This is a genomic window from Brevibacillus sp. NRS-1366, from assembly GCF_050467985.1.
On sequence record NZ_JBITPN010000018.1, the window covers coordinates 82,534 to 102,727 of the forward strand.

General features: G+C 47.5%; 18 protein-coding genes. 14 read left to right on the top strand and 4 right to left on the bottom strand.

The window, feature by feature from the left end:
* The first annotated feature begins 3 nt into the window (after nucleotides 1-3).
* From ACIFQN_RS12125 to ACIFQN_RS12135, 3 genes are all read left to right on the top strand, one after another.
* Nucleotides 4-1,212 carry a YgeY family selenium metabolism-linked hydrolase gene (locus ACIFQN_RS12125; protein WP_429833287.1) on the top strand — a complete coding sequence of 403 codons (1,209 nt, stop codon included), beginning with the start codon at nucleotides 4-6 and terminating at the stop codon, nucleotides 1,210-1,212.
* Nucleotides 1,213-1,287: 75 nt separating this feature from the next.
* Complete coding sequence (locus ACIFQN_RS12130) at nucleotides 1,288-2,748, top strand: alanine/glycine:cation symporter family protein (protein ID WP_429833288.1); 1,461 nt, start codon at nucleotides 1,288-1,290, stop codon at nucleotides 2,746-2,748.
* A 65-nt stretch (nucleotides 2,749-2,813) separates the two neighbouring features.
* Entirely contained in the window at nucleotides 2,814-3,995 is a 1,182-nt protein-coding gene (locus tag ACIFQN_RS12135) for a YgeY family selenium metabolism-linked hydrolase (RefSeq protein ID WP_429833289.1), read from the top strand.
* Between the two features lie 58 nt (nucleotides 3,996-4,053).
* Here the strand turns inward: ACIFQN_RS12135 and ACIFQN_RS12140 are convergent, their stop codons facing one another.
* Nucleotides 4,054-4,692, bottom strand: coding sequence for a FusB/FusC family EF-G-binding protein (locus ACIFQN_RS12140; RefSeq protein WP_429833290.1), 639 nt, complete (start codon nucleotides 4,690-4,692; stop codon nucleotides 4,054-4,056).
* Nucleotides 4,693-4,804: 112 nt separating this feature from the next.
* Here ACIFQN_RS12140 and ACIFQN_RS12145 point away from each other — a divergent pair, with 112 nt between their 5' ends.
* The 3 genes from ACIFQN_RS12145 to ACIFQN_RS12155 all read left to right on the top strand — a co-directional run bounded on the left by ACIFQN_RS12145 (nucleotide 4,805) and on the right by ACIFQN_RS12155 (nucleotide 7,410).
* Nucleotides 4,805-5,050 carry a DUF1259 domain-containing protein gene (locus ACIFQN_RS12145; protein ID WP_429833291.1) on the top strand — a complete coding sequence of 82 codons (246 nt, stop codon included), beginning with the start codon at nucleotides 4,805-4,807 and terminating at the stop codon, nucleotides 5,048-5,050.
* 918 nt (nucleotides 5,051-5,968) lie between these two features.
* Nucleotides 5,969-6,505, top strand: a complete 537-nt coding sequence (locus tag ACIFQN_RS12150) for a hypothetical protein (RefSeq protein ID WP_429833292.1) — start codon at nucleotides 5,969-5,971, stop codon at nucleotides 6,503-6,505.
* A gap of 386 nt (nucleotides 6,506-6,891) precedes the next feature.
* Nucleotides 6,892-7,410, top strand: a complete 519-nt coding sequence (locus ACIFQN_RS12155) for a hypothetical protein (RefSeq protein ID WP_429833293.1) — start codon at nucleotides 6,892-6,894, stop codon at nucleotides 7,408-7,410.
* A gap of 70 nt (nucleotides 7,411-7,480) precedes the next feature.
* On the opposite strand, the gene ACIFQN_RS12160 is transcribed toward ACIFQN_RS12155, so the two are convergent.
* The 3 genes from ACIFQN_RS12160 to ACIFQN_RS12170 form a co-directional block, all read right to left on the bottom strand.
* Entirely contained in the window at nucleotides 7,481-8,185 is a 705-nt protein-coding gene (locus ACIFQN_RS12160) for a nucleotidyltransferase domain-containing protein (RefSeq protein WP_429833294.1), read from the bottom strand.
* A 104-nt stretch (nucleotides 8,186-8,289) separates the two neighbouring features.
* Nucleotides 8,290-8,553 (bottom strand): CD3324 family protein, encoded by a 264-nt coding sequence (locus ACIFQN_RS12165; RefSeq protein WP_429833295.1) that lies wholly within the window; start codon nucleotides 8,551-8,553, stop codon nucleotides 8,290-8,292.
* Between the two features lie 344 nt (nucleotides 8,554-8,897).
* Entirely contained in the window at nucleotides 8,898-9,209 is a 312-nt protein-coding gene (locus ACIFQN_RS12170; protein ID WP_429833296.1) for a YtpI family protein, read from the bottom strand.
* 177 nt (nucleotides 9,210-9,386) lie between these two features.
* Between ACIFQN_RS12170 and ACIFQN_RS12175 the strand changes: the two genes are divergently transcribed.
* The 8 genes from ACIFQN_RS12175 (at nucleotide 9,387) to pyk (ending at nucleotide 20,156) form a co-directional block, all read left to right on the top strand.
* Nucleotides 9,387-12,821 (top strand): DNA polymerase III subunit alpha, encoded by a 3,435-nt coding sequence (locus ACIFQN_RS12175; RefSeq protein ID WP_429833297.1) that lies wholly within the window; start codon nucleotides 9,387-9,389, stop codon nucleotides 12,819-12,821.
* 175 nt (nucleotides 12,822-12,996) lie between these two features.
* A complete protein-coding gene (locus tag ACIFQN_RS12180) occupies nucleotides 12,997-14,241 on the top strand; it encodes an NAD(P)-dependent malic enzyme (protein WP_429833318.1) in 1,245 nt (414 codons plus the stop codon).
* Nucleotides 14,242-14,338: 97 nt separating this feature from the next.
* Complete coding sequence (locus ACIFQN_RS12185; RefSeq protein ID WP_429833298.1) at nucleotides 14,339-15,010, top strand: FadR/GntR family transcriptional regulator; 672 nt, start codon at nucleotides 14,339-14,341, stop codon at nucleotides 15,008-15,010.
* 78 nt (nucleotides 15,011-15,088) lie between these two features.
* Nucleotides 15,089-15,271 (top strand): glutamate decarboxylase, encoded by a 183-nt coding sequence (locus ACIFQN_RS12190; protein ID WP_429833299.1) that lies wholly within the window; start codon nucleotides 15,089-15,091, stop codon nucleotides 15,269-15,271.
* Between the two features lie 20 nt (nucleotides 15,272-15,291).
* On the top strand, nucleotides 15,292-16,236 hold the full coding sequence (gene accD, locus ACIFQN_RS12195) for an acetyl-CoA carboxylase, carboxyltransferase subunit beta (RefSeq protein ID WP_429833300.1): 945 nt from the start codon (nucleotides 15,292-15,294) through the stop codon (nucleotides 16,234-16,236).
* Complete coding sequence (gene accA / locus ACIFQN_RS12200) at nucleotides 16,203-17,159, top strand: acetyl-CoA carboxylase carboxyl transferase subunit alpha (protein WP_429833301.1); 957 nt, start codon at nucleotides 16,203-16,205, stop codon at nucleotides 17,157-17,159. Before accD ends, accA begins: the two co-directional genes overlap by 34 nt.
* A 221-nt stretch (nucleotides 17,160-17,380) precedes the next feature.
* The gene (pfkA, locus tag ACIFQN_RS12205; RefSeq protein WP_429833302.1) at nucleotides 17,381-18,340 is read left to right on the top strand and encodes a 6-phosphofructokinase; all 960 of its coding nucleotides are present in this window, start codon (nucleotides 17,381-17,383) and stop codon (nucleotides 18,338-18,340) included.
* Nucleotides 18,341-18,401: 61 nt separating this feature from the next.
* Nucleotides 18,402-20,156 carry a pyruvate kinase gene (gene pyk, locus ACIFQN_RS12210; RefSeq protein ID WP_429833303.1) on the top strand — a complete coding sequence of 585 codons (1,755 nt, stop codon included), beginning with the start codon at nucleotides 18,402-18,404 and terminating at the stop codon, nucleotides 20,154-20,156.
* The last annotated feature ends 38 nt before the right edge of the window (nucleotides 20,157-20,194 follow it).

Sequence of the window (20,194 nt, forward strand, 5' to 3'; positions counted from 1 at the left end):
TAGATGTTATCAGAAAAGAGAACACAGGATGTCGTTTGGCTTTGCCAAACGCTGGTCAAAATGCAAAGTTATTCGGGTGAAGAAAAGCCCGTTGCCGATTACATTAAAGCCTATGCGAAACAGCACGGCTTTGATGAGGTCGTGGTAGATGAGTACGGGAACGTCATGCTAGTGCTGAAAGGGAACCAGCCGGGGCCTACCGTATTGTTTGACGGGCATATGGACACGGTTCCTGCCTGGCATGAGCGATGGAGTGCGGATCCTTTTTCCGGAGAAATCAAGGACGGCAAAATCTTCGGTCGCGGAACCTCTGATATGAAGGGGGCAGTCAGCGCCATGATTGCCGCCAGCATTCACTTTGCAGAGGATACGGGTAAAGCTTTTCCAGGGACAGTGATTGTATCCTGCAGCGTGCATGAAGAATGCTTTGAAGGTGTCGCCACTAGACGCGTCAGCGAATTAATGAAACCGGATTATGTCGTGATTGGCGAACCAACACATCTGGGCCTGAATCGCGGACAGAGAGGACGAGCAGAAATCGTTGTGGAGACGATCGGAGTGCCAGCGCATTCCGCCAATCCAGATAAAGGCATCAATGCGGTCTATCAGATGCTAAAGCTCATCTCGGCTATCCGTGAGCTGCCTGTAGGCGAGCATGAGGTGTTGGGCAAAGGAATTTTGGAGCTAACGGACATCAAATCGTCGCCCTATCCAGGTGCCTCTGTCGTGCCTGCCCGATGTGTCGCCACATTTGACCGCCGATTATTGGTTGGGGAAACAAAAGAATCCGTTCTGGCACCTATTCAAAAAGTCATTGCTCTGCTTGAGCAGGAAGACCCCACGTTTCAAGCAACTGTTCGCTATGCGCGAGGAGAGGACCTCTGCTACACAGGAGCAGTCATTTCCGATGAACGCTTTTTCCCAGGCTGGCTGTTTGATGATCAGGAAGACTACGTGCAAGCAGCTCATCGGGAGCTGGCTGCTATCGGGATACATGCAGACATCTCCCATTATTCCTTCTGCACAAACGGCAGCCATTTTGCTGGGGAAGCAGCGATTCCGACGATCGGTTTTGGTCCTTCGCCAGAGTCGTTGGCACACATTGATGATGAATATATCGAAATCGATCAATTAAGAAAAGCAACAGCCGGGTACACGGCGATTATGAAAGCGCTGACAACGATCGCAACGACAGAAAAGACCATACGCTAGTCAGTGGCCTGTACACTTCATCTTGAAAGACATTCTCTACCGATTTCAAAACGCAAAGAGGGGGGATTTGTTCAAGTGGAAGCTTTTGTGAATGGTCTAAATGGAATTTTATGGAGCGATACAGTCATTTACATCTTACTTGGTGTAGGCTTGTTATTCTCGCTGTTAACCAGGTTTCTGCAAGTGAGGCACTTCAAAGAAATGATGAAGCTGATGTTTCAGGGGAAGGGCTCGGATGCGGGAGTCTCATCCTTTCAGGCGCTTTCGATGGCTCTGTCTGTTCGTGTAGGAACCGGGAATATTGCCGGCGTTGCGACTGCGATCTTTTACGGGGGTCCCGGCGCCGTGTTTTGGATGTGGCTCATTGCTTTCATTGGCGCTTCCAATGCTTTTATCGAATCCACACTGGCACAGATCTACAAAGTGAAACAAGGCGGTGAATACCGCGGGGGACCGGCTTTTTATATTGAAAAAGGGCTGGGCTGGAAATGGTTCGCTGTGCTCTTCGCTTTTGCGGCAATTCTGGCGATGGCTATTCTGCAGCCGGGTGTGCAGGCGAATGCGATTGCAGAGGGCCTTGATAATGCATTTGGAGTCAATCGGTACCTGACAGGAGCATTCATCATTTCGCTCTTCGCCTTTATTGTCTTTGGTGGAACCAAAAGAATTGCAACAGCCGCGACGGTTATTGTCCCGTTCATGGCCCTCGGCTACATTCTCCTGTCGCTGGTGATCATAGCTGTTCATATTACGGAGCTGCCCGCGGTGATCTCACTGATTTTCCGAAGTGCTTTTGCCCTCGATTCTGCTTTTGGCGGCATCATCGGGATGGCCATTTCATGGGGGGTAAAACGGGGAATTTACTCAAATGAAGCAGGTCAGGGCACGGGGGCTCATCCAGCGGCCGCAGCGGAAGTAACCCATCCGGCCAAGCAAGGGTTTGTCCAAGCCTTTTCCGTCTATATCGATACCTTGCTCGTTTGCTCCGCGACTGCCTTCATGATCCTGTTTACGGGCATGTACAACACACAGGCGAAAGACGGCTCCTTCATCGTCAATCGAATCAGCGGCGTCGAGGCGGGTCCTGGATATACGCAGGCTGCGATCGACAGTATCATACCGGGATTTGGTGCTGGATTTGTTGCTGTTGCGCTCTTTTTCTTTGCCTTTACAACGATAATGGCGCTGTACTATATTGCGGAGACAAACGTTGAATACTTGCGGAGAGGAAAGAACAGTCGCTGGGCAAAGCTCATTTTGAAATTCGTAATGATTGCGGCTGTCTTTTACGGGTCAACGAATGAATCAACCTTGGCCTGGGCGCTGGGAGATGTCGGTTTAGGACTTATGGTGTGGGTAAATATCATCGCGATCTTATTTTTAGCGAAGCCTGCCCTGCTCGCATTGAAAGATTATGAGAGGCAGCAAAAGCTAGGGCTGGACCCTACTTTCGATCCAAAGGCACTAGGCATTAAAAATGCGGATTATTGGGAGAGGGAGTCTAGCGAGCAGAATGAGCAGGAACAGGTTTCATAGTTGATAGTTTAAAGTTGATAGTTCATAGACACACATTATTCATCTACAAAAAGGAGAGAGTACACATGGAAAAGCTAAAAAACCTGGATGCTGTTCTTCAAGAAACAGAAAAAGAATTGATTGAATTCACGCAGAGCATGGTCAGGATCAAAAGCTACTCGGATCAGGAAAAAGAGATTGCCCAATTTATCGAGAGTAAAATGCTTGCGCTCGGGTATGATGAAGTCTTTACGGACGCGATGGGGAATGTCGTTGGAAAAATTGGAAATGGCGACAAAGTACTCTTGTTTGATTCTCATATGGATACAGTCGAGGTGAACGATGACGAGAAGTGGGAGGTACCTCCTTTTAGCGGGGAGATCGTCAATGGCAGGCTGTTTGGCAGAGGCTCCGTCGATATGAAAGCGTCGATTGCATCTTCTATTTACGCAGGTGCGCTGGCCAAAAGACTGGGATTAACTGCTGGCAAAACGATCTATGTTACTTGCACGGTGAACGAAGAGTATTGTGATGGCGAAAACCTGAAGTTCTTGTTTCGCGAAAGCAATTTGAAGCCGAACTTCGTGGTCATTTGCGAGCCGTCTGACAACAAAATTACGCTCGGCCATAAAGGCAAAGCACAAATTTTGATCAAAACGAAAGGCGTCTCCGCTCACGGTTCAGCGCCAGAAAAAGGGAAAAATGCGATTTATGAAATGGCCGAAATCATCAAGCGGGTTGAACAGACGAATCTAGAGCTGAGTAAAAAAGAAGGACCTAGAAGCACGCTTGTTATGTCGAGAATCTCGAGTGTCAGTGCTTCGCTGAATGCGGTCCCGTCCGAGTGCGAAGTGTACCTGGACAGAAGGATGGTCGTGGGAGAAACAGAGGAAACGATCAAAAACGAGATGGACAAGATCATCGCAGGCAAAAATGCTACGTGGGAAATTGGGACGCTTTATCGGAAGAGCTGGACAGGCATTGATATTACGTATGAGCCTTTCCACTTGGCATGGAAAATTGACGAGAATCATGAACTGACACGCGCCTGCAATGCAGCGTACAGTGAAGCTTTTGGCAGCGATCCTACCGAATATGATTATTGGGATTTTGGCACGAATGCCGTCACTCCTGTCAGCCTCGGAATTCCGACGATTGGATTTGGGCCAGGAGAATACAAGCTCGCACATATGACGAATGAAAACTGCGAAGTCAGTAAAATTGTGGATGCGTGCAAGTTTTACACGACATTGATTGATAAAATCTAACGAGCCGAAAAAGGCGTGCAGAAGGCAAAAGGTTCCTTTGCGCGCCTTTTTTCATAATCTACCCCTTTATTCGTAAAACAAAATCGTGCAGTTTATCTACGGCAGTAATATTGCGATTGCATTGCTGGCTGTCTTCGCAAATATAGTTTCCCTTTTTCAAAAAGGTCCCGTCACCTGAGCCCTTCACTTCCGCGATAAACATCCCCAATTCTTCATAGCCGTTACACAGCGCGCAAACCCCTTTTTGGTTGATGCTTGTAAATGTCCCATGAATGCCAATCAGCTTATTTTCAAGATAAGTGACAATGTACTTCTTATTCGATCCTTCATCGATCCAGCCTAGGTAAGACATTTCCTTCCAATCGAGTGTTTCTAGCTTAGGGACCTTTAGTTTTTTTACTTTCGGGAATAGCTTTTTCAGCGTTTGCTCGGTTACTTCCCGAAAAGGAATGACAAACGGATAAATTTCTGCCAAAAACTTTTTCTTGTCCGCTTTATTCTCGATTGTTTGAATCGGGGTCAACAGCTCTTTTTGCTCGTCGGAAAGCTCGTTAAACAGATGAAATACTTTTTCTTTCGCGATATCTTTGAGTGCATTCAGTACGGCGGTATCGCTGCTGTTCGCATGTCCATTGATGAGAATCTGTGCTTGAGCCCGGATAAAGTTATAGTGGTGACTCTTAATAAACGGTTCCATGATCATCACTCCTGCCTTTCATACTTATTACTTTATACGGCAAGTGATGCGGATGAAAGGGAGAGGATGATTAGGAATCAAACTCGGCATAAACGAAGGGGATCTACCGCTGATGTTCTCATACGAATCGTTGGATAAAAATGGGAATGCCCTTTGTTTGGGAGAAACAGTAATTCTCCCAGAAGAAATTAACCCATTCATTTCTGTTCTTCGACATTACGATATATTGGTTACCGCACTTCACAATCACTGGCTTTTTAACAACCCTGGTATCATGTTTATACACTTTGAATCAATTGACGAGCCCGTCCAATTTGCCTATAAAGCTCGTCACGCCATTTCAGTCCTGAAACATTAATCTTTGCCCCTTTACGGGGTATTTTTTTAAATAGGTATTTTACATAGTCGCGCTGCTAAGGTTTTTCTCTCTAACTAATTTGTTAAAAACATGATTACTAAGCTTACTAAGCTATTCAGAATTTGGGCTAACATTTTCTTGTAAATTGCCGTATCAATCAGCACATTTTCATTTACTATAGGCTCGTATCAGTTGCCAAGCTTCCCTCATTTGCATTCTCTATATCAGATAGAGAGAAGCGAGGTGATTGTTATGACTGACGTGGTGGTGATCTTATTCAGACGTGTCAGAGTGAATGGCGTACGGAGGCGAATTATTCGCGCCGTTCGCATCATTGGAAGTGCCGCACCATGCAACCGATTTTTAATGGTCGGTAGACGTGTGGGTCCTGCTGAACGTTGTCTTTTGAATAACGGGTTCCAACGTGTGTTATCAAGAGATAATGTTTTGGTGTTTATCCGAATAAGATAAACGGGTCCGTATGAAAACGGTAGCTAATAGGGTTACCGTTTTCTTTTGTTACAAAATACACATTGTATTAAGTAATGAACGCTCTTGCAACTTCGATTCCTTTATCCGTAATACCGTAGCTCAAGCGTTGCAATGCTCAATGAATGCTTCCTGAGTATCCAATCCTGACTACTCACTAAACAGCGATTCAAGCTTCTCCTTCAGCTCCGGACTAACTTTATACGCTTTCGTTGTTTTTGCTCAATGGACATGATCAACCTTCCCTTCCTTTAGGGGTAGTACCAGCGTCCGTGACACCAGAGGCAAACGATTAAGTGTACGATCGTATTTGGTGTAGGTTGGAAAAAGGCATCTTTTGGCTCACAGATTAACTGTATAAAAATATGTTAAATTTGGATTATAATGGATTGTGTGTTCCTGTTATCAAGAATCATGGGAGGTTCAGGTATGAAAAAGAGATTAGTTCTGATCATGTTTATCATTATAGCTTTAGTAATGGGCGCTTGTTCTAACAAGGAAACCGTAACTACCAATCAAGCAGAGATAGAAAGGTTACAAGCTGAAATAACTCAATTGAAAAACAAAAACAAAGAACTTGAAGCCTCTTTAGATAAGGAAAAACAGATTAATGATACTAATACTAAAATCTACGAATTGCGGAATACCATGGATTTACATATAAGGGAAATGTTTCGAGCCGTGATGAAAGGTGACACTGAAAAAGTCAAACAGTATATTTCCAAGAAAGCTACTGTGGAAGGAGAGAATTTTATTTATAAAGTGGAGAACGAAACCATAACCACTCCATTCCCTATGAAGGGAAGCACTTTCCGTCAGAGGTCTTTCGGTATATATAAAGATGGACGGTTTATTACAGATTATGAAGTATGGATAAACGATGAGACTTACTCAGGAACACTAGAATTAACCTTCACTGAGGAAAATAACCAATGGAAACTGAGTAGTATGCAAGGAGATAGATAAACTTTTTATGGTGGCTGCAACCGGGTTAATCCAAAGCACTTCTGTCCGAGTCTTCCCAGATTCGATTACTTGCTGCCGTTCCTGGCGTTGCCAATTGCGGATAAAATTGACGCCTATCATCTAGGGGAACTTTATTATGCTGTATTAGATCAGGTTCCTCCGACGTTTGTCGGTGTATTTGGGGATTTATACTCGACAGTGTCTCTGCGCGTGTTAGAAGCGTATTCGACTCTTGAGGCGGAAAAACTAATAGCGTTTATACAAACAGAGACACCACGTTGCCGATCGCAGAAATGGACCGAAGAAAGGGAAAAAATCACCTGGATTTATTTGGGAGCAGTCGTGCATAATTAGGAGTAACTGACTAAGTTAGAGGGAGGAGTCCTGTGAGAAATCGAGCTATAATCATGCTTTTGCTTTTTCTATTTTTGTTAGGGTGCACATCCGATCATACTTTTGAGAATTTGGATAATCTAGGCTTTTCTGTTTATGTACCAGAGTATGTTCCGAAAGACTTCAAAATGGTGATAAACATGGATACAGATAAAAAGGAAGCATGGATAACCTATTCGAAAGAACAACAATATATTGAAATACAACAGAAGGTGCGATCAAAGTATAACTATAACCATTTTATAAGAAATTACTTTCTCACTCAGTCAAATCAGGTCTTGGAGAAAAACGAACCTTTATTCCGGTATCTTGAAATTGGAAACTTTGTGGGGGAGGTAAATGTAAGTTTGGAAAAACATGGTGTATTTAGCTTTGTATTTGTTCCTACAAATATTTTAAATGAATCTGTACTTGTAAACGAGCTTCCCTATTATGAGATTCAATCTAACATGGATAAAAATGAAGTAATAAAAGTGATAAATAGTTTACAGAAGATAAAAAGGCAGGGGTAGCTTTGGACGCAAAAAAGTCCTGGACTACCACTGCCTTTATGGATGATTCAAGCTTCAGATGTTGTATGGGTTAAAGGTTTTCTTTCCCTGCAGAAAAGCCTTCAAATAGTCGCCCACCGTATGGCTCTAATACCCGATCACTTAGTTGAATAACTTTGCTTTGATCACCTGTTGTATAAAAAGTGTCAAAGGCTTCAACAAATTCTTCAGTAAATTTCACATCGTAATTCTTCAAAGCGCGAATCATCCATTTTGAAGAACCGATCCAACATCCATTCGTTCTTAAAACAAATTCCTGAATAAGCTCTGCTAATGTATTGGCTATAAATAATTGTTCGGCTCGATTCGTACAACCAATAAAATCATCAAGTACATCCGTTATAAAATAACGTTTTGTCGTTATCATTTCTTCGGTCCATTTTTCAGGACCATTTTCCAACATCTCTTTCGCTTCTTTCTTAATGAAATCAATCATTCCTTCATCTCTTAAAGGAATTCCCTCTACTACCATTCTTTGCAGAGAGGGCTTTGCATCTTGAAAATCCATCTGGAAATAGTGTTGATAGGAAGTTAGACTATGAACAAAAACTTCAATTGGCCAACCAAAATCTATGAATGACTCTCTGTAAGCTGATGCTAAGTCTTTATCAAAAACGACAATGTCAAGGTCAGACGTATCTGTCGCCTCACCTCTAACAACACTACCAGCCAATACAGCCCCTTGACAGGTAGGGAAATGCTTATCGATAAACCGTTTGGCTGCTTCAATTGGCACTACCTTTTTGTTGCCCCCATCTCCTACACCTCAGTCCATTTGATTCCCTAATGAATTCGAAATGTAGCCCTAGGAATCCTCCTGACCGACCACCGCTGCTTCCTTTACTTGGAATACACGATTTTTTTGATCGTTTCAGCAGAGAGGAAGTAGTCCTCCGCCAATTGAGAGATGGGCCTGCCAGTTTGAAATAAACGTTTGATCGTACGGTTCCTGTCATCAAGCAGCTTTCGTCCTCCAGAACGTGTACCCCATTTTTGATACGTCGCTTCTGGTTTCGGTATATAAATGGCTTCGCCTTGCACATACTTTTGAATTTCAGCTATCAGCTTTTCAGGTAAAATAGCGTTTGCTTTGACATATTTCACTTCTGCCAGCCCCTTATTCTTAAATTGAAAAAGAAATAAGGTGCAAAGCCTAACGATTGAGAAATGAGATATGCTCACGTGGGCGATATTCGTATTAAATCATTTGCCACCTCATGCAAAGTATCGCCTCTCAATCCTAGGCTTTGCATGAGACGCTGCAGTATCTGGCAAGCCAGAAATCGTTACCATGAGTACACCCCCTCAGAACATCGTGTGCTCTCCCTATTATTATAAAAGAACCGATGTCTGATTTCATCCTGCTGCTGTATAAAACACAAAAGAAAAAATGGCGTGCCAGAACAGAAAAGTACGTTCGCACGCCATTTTATTTATTCGCAGTTTTATCAGCTTTCTTTTTTCAGTTCCGCCTGCCAAGCTGTCCGATAACGTAAATAATTGCGGGTACCCAAATACAGGTTCAAGACACCAACAACCAGCATGATGAGGGCGACAACGATTCGAATCGTATCCAACGATTCAAATGTGAACTGATTGAGGCCAAACAAAGTAACCAAAACACCCAGAGCGATGTTCATTTTCCCAAGAGTCATGCGGGACGCCAATGGATGGATGCCTTGTCTACGGGCATGCATGCTGAAATAGACGCCGGCAACCAGTGAAGCGAGAACGCCGGTCATGTAAAAAGCTGACCACATATACAGATTCATCCTCTCGTGCAATCTCGTATTATCCTACCAAATGAGGGGGAGAATGGTCAAATGACCAGAGGAACGTTTGTTCTTGTTTCTCCATAGGTTGTACACTTCCGGTATAATAGGGGAGAGAGAAATGAAAAAATGATTCGGAAGTGAAAACAGAGAGGAAGAAACAGAATGACCTCCTTTGTCCATTTGCATGTTCATACCGAGTATAGCTTGCTGGACGGAGCGGCTCGTATTGATGAATTGGTTGCCAGAGCGGCCGAGCTCGGCATGAAGGCGCTGGCGATCACCGATCACGCCAATTTGTACGGTGCTGTACCGTTTTACAAAGCTTGTCACGAAAAAGGAATCAAGCCGATTATCGGGATGGAATTGTACCTGATTGAGGGCAACCTGCAGGATCGCGTGCGCAATGCACCCGCACCCAGCCACCTAGTCGTCCTGGCAGAAAATGAACGTGGCTACCATAACTTATTGAAGCTGGCAACCATCGCCAATACAGATGGAAACTATATCATCCCGCGTCTAAACAAAGAGGTGCTCACTCGTCACTGCGAAGGCTTGATCGCTCTTAGCGCCTGTCGTGAGGGAGAAGTGCCGAGGCTGTTATTGGCTGGAGAAGCCGAAGCAGCGAGGGAGAAGGCATTGTGGTATCGCTCCATCTTTGGACCAGACGGCTTTTATCTTGAGTTAGCCGACCATGGATTGGAAATCGAACGCAGATTAAATACTCGTTTGGTCAAGCTCAGTCAGGAGACAGGCATTCCGCTCGTAGTGACCAACAATGTACACTACCTTCACCCTGCGGATCATCAGCAGCATGATATTTTGTTGGCCATCGGGGAAGGCAAGACAGTAGAAGAGGAAAACCGGTTCCGTTATGAAACCGATCAATACTATTTGAAGACAGGCGATGAACTGAAGGCGGCTTTTGCCTATACACCCGAGGCGTTGTCCAATACCGTGGCGATTGCAGAGCGGTGCCATCTCGAGCTGTCTCTAGGGGCTCACATTTTGCCGGAATTTCCGTTGGCAACAGGGCAGGATTCGACGACGTTTTTACGTGAGCTTTGTGAAAAAGGCTGCACCCTGCGCTACGGGGAAATTACCCCGCAGATACGCGAGCGACTCGATCATGAGCTTTCTATCATTACGGGCACCGGGTTCACGGATTATTTCCTGATCGTCTGGGATTTCATGCGTTATGCACATGAGCATGGGATTCCAACAGGTCCGGGCAGAGGCTCGGCAGCAGGAAGTCTGGTTGCGTATGTGCTCCGTATCACGAATGTCGACCCTCTGCGCTATCAACTTCTCTTTGAGCGTTTTCTCAATCCGGAGCGGGTCACCATGCCCGATATCGACATTGATTTCTCCGTGGAGCGGCGCGACGAAGTAATTCAGTATGTGGCAGCCAAGTACGGACATGACCGCGTGGCACAAATCATCACATTCGGAACGATGGCAGCTCGTGCAGCGGTACGCGATGTAGGACGAGCACTGGGACTTTCACTGGGCCTGATTGACCGTGTAGCCAAAATGATTCCGCAATCCCCGGGGATGACGATTGATCGGGCGATGCAGCTGAATCCCGATATCGGCAAGCTGTATGCGGAAAACAAGCAGGCAGCCAGACTGATCGAAACAGCCAAAGGAGTGGAAGGGCTGCCGCGACATGCGTCTACCCATGCGGCCGGGGTGGTCATTTCACGCGAGCCGCTGACAGAGTACGTGCCTCTGCAAACGGGAAATGAAGGCCTCGCCCTCACCCAGTATCCGATGGAGATATTGGAAGAAGTAGGCCTTTTGAAAATGGACTTTCTCGGTTTGCGCAACCTGACGATCATTCAAGAAACATTACGTCATCTGAGAGAGCAAGGAACGCCAGTGGATTTGGAGAGCATACCGACGGATGACGCTCGTACCTTTCAGATGCTCACGCGCGGCGAGACGACAGGTGTGTTTCAGCTGGAATCAGCGGGAATGCGCAATGTGCTGCGCGATCTGAAGCCAACGACGCTAGATGATATCATCGCGGTGCTGGCCTTGTACCGACCGGGACCGATGGAGATTATTCCGCAGTACATCGCGGCAAAACACGGTCAGAACAAAGTGCAGTACGCACACCCGATTCTTGAACCGATTCTAAAAGACACACATGGCTTCATGATTTATCAGGAGCAGATCATGCAGATATCCTCTATACTCGCCGGGTTCAGCCTGGGCGAAGCAGACATTTTGCGACGCGCGGTTGGGAAAAAGAAAAGAGAGCTGTTAGCCGAGCAGCGGGAAAAGTTCGTGGCAGGATGCGTCCGCCAAGGCCATGGGGCAGAGCTGGGCAATCAGGTATACGACCTCATCGTGCGCTTTGCCGATTACGGCTTCAACAAGGCCCACTCTGTCGCGTATGCGATCATCTCCTACCAGATGGCGTATTTAAAGGCCAATCACCCACTCGCTTTTATGGCGGCACTGCTGTCGTTGTCGATCGGCAGCCAGACACGGATTGCCGAATATACGGAGGAAGCGCGTCGACTGAATCTTAGCGTGCTGGGGCCTGATGTCAACAAGAGTTACGCCATGTTTACGGTCGAGCACGATGCGATTCGGTTTGGACTTGCTGCCGTGAAAAACGTAGGCTATGGGGCGATTGAATCGATCGTGGCAGAGCGGGTGGAAAAACCATACCGTGATGTATTTGATTTTTGCGCGAGGGTTGATGCGCGTTTGGTGAATAGGCGTGTCGTCGAGTCGCTTACTCTTTGTGGTGCCTTAGATTGTTTGCCAGGGCACCGCAGCCAGCTCCTCTTGCTTTTGGATGAAGCGGTTGGAAAAGCGAATAGCAAGAGAATCGAGCGCAATGCCAATCAGCTAGATTTGTTCGCCGGGGATGAGGGGGGAGGAGGAGCGGCCGTACGGGAACCGGCTGAGTACCCGGAGGTGCCGCCGCTCTCTCATACCCAGCAGTTGAAAGAAGAGAGAGAGTTCTTGGGTGTGTATATCTCGGGTCACCCCCTCGATCAATTTGCACATGTGGCGAATCGGGCCGAGGTTACTGCTATCTCTGCTCTTGCAGAGCTGCCGCGTGACAAAACGGTAAAGGTATTCGGGATGGTGACGGAAGAGAGAAGAATCCAGACTAAAAAAGGGGATCCGATGGCATTCATCACTATCGAGGATAAAACGGCACAGGTCGAAATGGTCGTCTTTCCACAGGTGTATGCCAAGTATGCGTCCGTATTGGCAAAAGAGCGGATGGTGATTGCCGAGGCGCGCATCGATCATCAGGACGACATGGTCAAGCTGTTGCCCTCTCGCTTTTGGGATGCCGAATCATTGCCGCAGCCTACTGCCGAGACCGTTCTTTTCGTCAAAATCAGTCCTGCCCAAGAGCAGGATTCGACGTTGCAACAGCTAAAACGACTGTTTGTCGAAAAAAAAGGAACGATTCCGGTTATCCTGTTTTACGAGGGAAAAAGACAGACAATTCGCTTGCCAGAGGCCATTTCGGTAGAGGTCGACGAGTCATTTTTGGAGCTAGCGCGAGATATTGTGGGACATGACAGCGTAATTCAGAAAGAATTGCCCATAAATTGGGGAGGATGAGGAATGTCCTCCCTTTTTCGCCGTTTTCGGCAGGTTTACAGGAGAATGGGTTTTGCTATATATTGAACTCATAACTTAAAAAGTGGTCAGACCACTTCGACAGGTTCAAGGTTTTTAGCAGTACATGAGCTCTACAAGCAATCATAGAACAGATAAACGAAATGGAGTGGTTATGATGTCCAATCTGAGAGAGGAAGCGCTCGCGCTTCATAGAAAACATCAGGGGAAGCTGGAGGCAGTGACCAAGGTACCAGTTCGCAATGCTTATGATTTAAGTCTTGCCTATTCACCTGGGGTTGCAGAGCCTTGCAAAGAAATTTTTGATGACAAGTCTAAAGTTTACGATTATACGATGAAAGGCAACCTGGTTGCGGTTGTCAGTGATGGAACAGCGGTTCTTGGTCTTGGCAACATCGGTCCAGAAGCTGCGATGCCAGTCATGGAAGGAAAAGCCGTTCTGTTCAAATCCTTCGCAGGCGTCGATGCGTTCCCTATCTGCTTGAATACCAATGATGTGGATAAAATCGTGGAAACGGTGAAACTGCTGGAGCCAACCTTTGGTGGTGTAAACCTCGAAGATATCGCTGCTCCTGCTTGCTTTGAAGTTGAAGAGCGTCTGAAGCGCGAAACCAATATTCCTGTATTTCATGACGACCAGCACGGTACCGCGATCGTGACGGCAGCAGGCCTCATAAACGCACTGCGCGTCGTTGACAAAAAGCTGGAAGATATCCGTGTGGTAGCAAACGGTGCAGGTGCTGCCGGGATCGCCATCATGAAACTTTTGATCTCCATGGGTGTAAAAGAAGTGATCATGTGCGATACAAAAGGGATCGTGTACGAGGGTCGTCCGTTCGGAATGAACCCTGTGAAGGAAGAAATGGCGAAGATCACCAACCGCGACAAGCTGCAAGGTGATCTGGCTGACGCGATGAAGGGAGCAGATGTGTTCATTGGGGTATCTGTGGCTGGTGCCGTAACACAAGAGATGGTGCGATCCATGAACCGCGATGCCATCATTTTTGCAATGGCGAATCCTACTCCTGAAATCATGCCGCAAGAAGCAAAAGCAGCAGGTGCAGCAGTTGTCGGCACAGGCCGTTCCGACTTCCCGAACCAAGTGAACAACGTACTTGCTTTCCCAGGAATCTTCCGCGGAGCGCTCGATACCCGCGCTACAGAAATCAACGAAGCAATGAAACTGGCAGCCGTATACGCGATTGCAGATCTGATCGCACCAGAAGAGCTTTCTGCTGATAAAGTAATCCCAGCACCATTCGATGCACGTGTGGCTCCGAATGTCGCTGCTGCGGTTGCAAAAGCGGCGATGGATACCGGCGTAGCCCGTATCACCATCGACCCGGAAGAAGTAAAAGCAAAAACAAACAGCTTGGCTGCCATTTCCTATCAACAAGTGTAGGAACAAAGCAGTCAGCACCCTCCGAAAGACGTGTTTGTATGCAAGCGTCCAAGGAGGGTGCTTCAATTCACAGTAGATAAGAATAAGGAGGATCATCGTGCTCGACTCTACCCAGGATCGAAAGGTATACGAAGGCATTCTCCTGCAGCTTCATGAAATTATTCAGGAGCAAAACTTGCGGCCCGGCGACAAGCTTCCCTCAGAGCGGGAATTGTCCGAGCAGCTCAGTGCTGGCCGTTCCTCTGTACGTGAAGCTCTCCGGGCCCTTGAACTCCTCGGGCTGATCGAAACGCGTCGAGGGGAAGGCACATTCCTCAAGCATTACCGGCATAATCGCTTTATTGATATTCTTGGTTTTTTTATTCTGCGGGATGCGAAAACCAAGAAGGACTTAATTGAGATGCGGCGGATGTTGGAGCTGGATGCAATCCGGCTGGCCTGCAGACGTGCTACGACCAAGCATTTTGAGGAAATGGAACGGATTTTGGCAAGTGCTGAGGAACGGGTAGAACGCGGAGAAGTACCGACAGAGGAAGACTACCAGTTTCATCGCGTCATTTGCCGCTCCAGCCGGAATTCGATTCTGCACCGCATATGGACACCTTTGGTTGAGTACAGCAACAGCGTACGGATTGAGTCGCTGTCTCGCGAAGGCAGAGCACGCGCAGCACTGATGGAACATCGGCAGATTATGGAGGCAATCCAGGAAGGAAATGTCAACGTCGCTGTTGAGAGAATGAGGCACCATTTGGAGAACAGCAAGCTCTGATTTCCCTATTTGCGAGGGGCGCTGGCGCTGTGATATGATGATGCAGACCTGTATTGGACGATGAAGGAGGAAGCCAGCATGTGGACCGTCATCTACATCGCTCCTAGCGCTAAAATCGCAGAACGGATACAGCAACGTTTGACAGATGAAGGATTCCTGGTAAAGGTTCGTGAGGCGAAGGTCTCCAAGCAATATGAGATTCTCGTGCCAGAGGGCGAGCTAAGCGAAGTCCGGGATGTACTCGGCACGATCCTTCACTGAAGAGAAAGGTGGGTGTACCTGTGCTTAAAGATCTTTTTGGGAAAAAGCGTAAGTTTGCTACAGTCCCTTCAGAGACATTAGCACGCGTCCCTGCTTCCACTGATGCGACCAAGGAAGCGGGAACAAGAGAAAAGGAAGTTCCTGAGGGATTGATGAATAAATGCCCGCATTGCGGGACGATTCACTACTCCAAGGATCTGGAGAAGAATCTGCGCGTCTGCAAAGGCTGCCAGTTTCATTATGTCATGTCCGCTCCAGAGCGCTTGCAATCGCTGTTGGATGAGGGTGTGCTGACAGAGGAGTTTGACGCTGGTCTGACTACCGCCAATCCGCTCGGGTTTCCAGGGTATCTGGAGAAGATAGAGCAGGACAAGGCCAACTCCAATTTGAATGAGGCTGTCATTACTGGAGAAGGTGTTCTAAGTGGGAACCGCATCATTATTGGTGTAATGGACTCCCATTTTCGGATAGCCAGCATGGGATCAGTTGTGGGTGAAAAAATCACTCGTGCAATTGAGCAAGCGATCGACCGCCGCTTGCCGTTTATCTTGTTCTCCGCATCTGGGGGAGCACGCATGCAAGAAGGCATATTGAGTCTGATGCAAATGGCCAAGACAAGCGCGGCATTGTCTCGTCTGGATCGGGAACGCCTGTTGTTTATTTCAGTCATGACCAATCCTACATACGGTGGTGTATCCGCTAGCTTTGCTTCGCTCGGAGATTACAATATCGCAGAACCAGGAGCTATGATCGGCTTTGCCGGACGTCGCGTCATTGAACAGACGATCCGCCAGGAGTTGCCGAAAGACTTCCAGACAGCCGAATTCTTGCTGAAAAACGGACAACTCGACATGGTGGTACACCGTAAGGATATGCGCACAACGCTATCCAAGCTGGTAGAGATGCATACGTCACGGGAAGGAGTGGAAACATGGCAGGCGAACTCCCCTTTGAAAAGCCATTAGTAGAACTGCAAGACAAGATCAAGGAATTGCGTCGCTTTACGGAAGAAAAAGGCATTGATTTTTCCGATGAAGTGAAGCGCCTGGAACAAAAAGCAAAAGAGCTGGCACAGCAAATTTACGGCAACCTGACACCGTGGCAGCGCGTGCAGCTCGCCCGTCATCCGGAACGGCCTACTACTTTGGACTATATACAGCTTCTTTTTACTGATTTTATCGAAGTGCACGGGGACCGGTTGTTTGGAGACGATCATTCCATTGTGGGTGGGATTGCCAAATTCGACGGGCGTCCGGTTACCGTCATTGGTCACCAAACGGGGAAAGACACTAAAGACAACATCAAGCGTAATTTTGGTATGGCTCATCCAGAAGGATATCGGAAGGCTCTTCGCATTATGCAGCAGGCTGATAAATTTGGTCGGCCGATCATCTGCTTTATTAATACAAAAGGTGCTTACCCTGGAAAAGCGGCAGAAGAGCGTGGCCAAAGTGAAGCGATTGCCCGAAATTTACGGGAAATGGCTACTTTTCGTGTGCCGATTATTTGTATTGTCACAGGGGAAGGCGGTAGCGGCGGTGCGCTTGCGATCAGCGTAGGCAACCGAATATTCATGCTGGAGAATTCCTGGTACTCCGTGATTGCGCCAGAAAGCGCGGCAGCGATCCTTTGGAGGGATTCCAGCCTCGGCATGCGAGCGGCAGAGTCGATGAAAATTACGGCTCCTGACTTGTTGGAACTTGGAGTCATTGATGGAATCATCCCGGAGCCATTCGGCGGCGCCCATCGCGATCTCATTGCGCAGGCTAGCTCGGTGAAAGCTGTGATTGCCGAGCAACTAGAACAGCTTGGTCAATTGACCCCGGATGAATTGATACAGGATCGCTATGAGAAATTTAAACAGATCGGTCAGTACGCCTCCCTGTAAAATCAGGGGGCGTTTTTTGGCTTTTTTCTGCAAGGAAAATCTGCTACAATCGAAGTCGGATGAAGGAGTTATCAGATCTTTCGAAAAGTATAGCACATATCTGCACTCAGTATAACAGATATTGAAATCGGAATGATACAGCATGTTTCATAGTAGATATGGTACATACTGTTTCCGATTCAAGAGATGCTAAAGACGACATGATTGGAGAGGTGGATTCCATGCAAAAGCTTGCAGTTTTGACCAGCGGTGGGGATTCTCCCGGTATGAATGCTGCTGTTCGGGCCGCAGTTCGTCGGGCCGCTTACCATGGGGTACAAATGTACGGCGTGTACCACGGGTACGAAGGGCTGATGAACGGGGACATCCAGGAAATGTCGCTGGGCTCCGTAGGTGATATTATTCAACGGGGTGGAACCATTCTCTACTCAGCCCGCAGTGAGGCATTCAAGACAGAGGCTGGACAGCAAAAAGCGGTAGAAAAGCTCCGCACCTACGGAATCGAAGGGCTGATTGTGATTGGCGGAGACGGATCTTTCCGCGGCGCTCAAAAGCTGACTGAAAAAGGCTTTCCTACGATTGGCGTACCAGGAACGATCGACAACGATATTCCGTGCACTGATTTCACGATTGGATTTGATACGGCGTTAAATACCATTGTTGACGCAATTGATAAAATCCGCGATACGGCCACATCACATGAGCGTACGTACATCATTGAGGTGATGGGTCGCGATGCTGGTGATCTGGCGCTGTGGGCGGGTCTTGCGGCTGGGGCCGAATCCATTATCATTCCGGAAGAATCTCAAGACATGAGCGATATTCTCGAGCGTCTGCACGCAGGACAACGACGCGGGAAAAAGCATTCCATCATCATCGTAGCCGAGGGTGTGGGCAGTGCGTCTTCCTATGCGGAAGCGATCACCAAAGAGACGGGCTGGGAGACGCGGGTGACCGTCTTGGGCCACATTCAGCGTGGCGGCTCTCCAACAGCGATGGATCGAATGCTGGCAAGTCGAATGGGGGCTGCAGCCGTTGACCTTTTGTTGGAAGGCAAAAAAGACAGGATGGTCGGAATCAAGAATAATATCATCATCGATGTAGATTTTAATGAGGCACTGGCACAAAAACACCAGTTGGATTTGTCCATTTACCAGTTGGCTCGAACGCTTTCGATATAACCCTTGGCACGTGGGTATGACGTAGCCTGGTTTTCTAAGAGTTTAGAGGAGGCAGTATCCTATGTTGAGGAAAGCAAAAATTGTATGTACGATTGGTCCGGCAAGTGAGTCAGTCGAAACGCTGAAAAAACTGATTGATGCAGGGATGAATGTAGCGCGCCTGAACTTTTCTCATGGCTCGCATGAGGAACATGCCGCGCGGATTGTGAACATCCGCAAAGCGTCTGAGGAAACAGGCAAGCCGGTGGCGATTCTGTTGGATACCAAAGGACCTGAAATTCGTACAGGCACGCTAGCAGTTGATGCAGTGGAGCTTATGGAAGGCAATACGATTATCCTCACGACTGAGGAAGTGGCAGGAACAGCTGATCGCGTCTCCATTACCTATCCTGAATTGCCCCATGATGTAACTTCAGGCGATACGATTTTGATTGATGACGGCCTGATTGGTCTTACGGTGCAAGAAGTACAGGGTAATGAGATCGTCTGCTTGATCAAGAACGGCGGAACACTGAAGAGCAAAAAAGGCGTCAACGTTCCAGGTGTGAAAATCAATTTGCCAGGGATTACTGAGAAAGACGCGCAGGATATCGAATTCGGTATTCAGCAGGACGTCGATTTCATTGCAGCTTCTTTTGTACGCAAAGCGACTGACATTCTGGAAATCCGTCAAATTTTGGAGCGCCACAAAGTTCACATTGATATTATCGCGAAAATCGAAAACCAGGAAGGCGTCGATAACGTCGATGAAATTCTGGTGGTAACGGATGGAATCATGGTAGCCCGTGGTGATTTGGGTGTAGAAATTCCGGCTGAAGAAGTGCCGCTTGTGCAGAAAAAGCTGATTAAAAAATGTAACGAGCAGGCGTTGCCGGTAATTACGGCCACCCAAATGCTCGATTCCATGCAGCGTAACCCTAGACCGACCCGTGCAGAAGCAAGCGATGTGGCAAACGCGATCTTTGACGGCACAGATGCAATCATGCTGTCTGGAGAAACAGCAGCAGGTAAGTATCCTGTGGAATCAGTCGAAACGATGGATCGCATCGCAGTTCGCGCGGAACAAGAGCTGAACTATCGGGAGATCTTGTATGCACAAGCGCAGCTCAAGCAGGTAACGATTACGGATGCGATCAGTCAGGCGGTGTCCAATGCTGCTCTGGATCTGGATGCGGCTGCGATTATAACGGCAACAGAAAGCGGTCATACAGCACGGATGGTTTCCAAATTCCGTCCGAAGGCTCCGATTGTGGCTGTGACGCCGCATGCTCGTGTCATCCGTCGTCTTGCGCTCGTCAACGGGGTATATCCGGTAAAAGGTGTACTGGCTAACACGACAGATGAAATGCTGGACATGTCTGTTCAGGAAGCGCTGGATGCCGGATTTGTTCGCCACGGTGATCTGGTCGTGATTACGGCAGGGGTTCCTGTACGTGAGGTAGGGACAACCAATCTGATGAAAATCCATGTGATCGGCGATATCGTGGCAAAAGGACAGGGCATCGGACGAAAAGTCGTGAGCGGCAAGGTCGTTTTGGCTCGCTCTGCAGAGGAAGCTTTAGCAAAAGTGGAGGAAGGCTCGATCCTGGTAACGATCGGAACTGATTCGGACATGATTGAAGCGTTTAAAAAGGCGGGAGCTGTGATTTGTGAAGAGGGTGGACTTACCTCTCATGCAGCAATTGTCGGCTTGAATGTGGGCGTTCCTGTCATCGTCGGTGTACCGTTCGCGACAGAAGTCCTGAAAGATGGTCAGATTGTCACAGTCGATTCCGAGCGTGGACATATTTACTCCGGACATGCCAGAGTTCTCTAGGTCCAAAGATGCAATTTAACTAGTGAGCATCGTGAAAG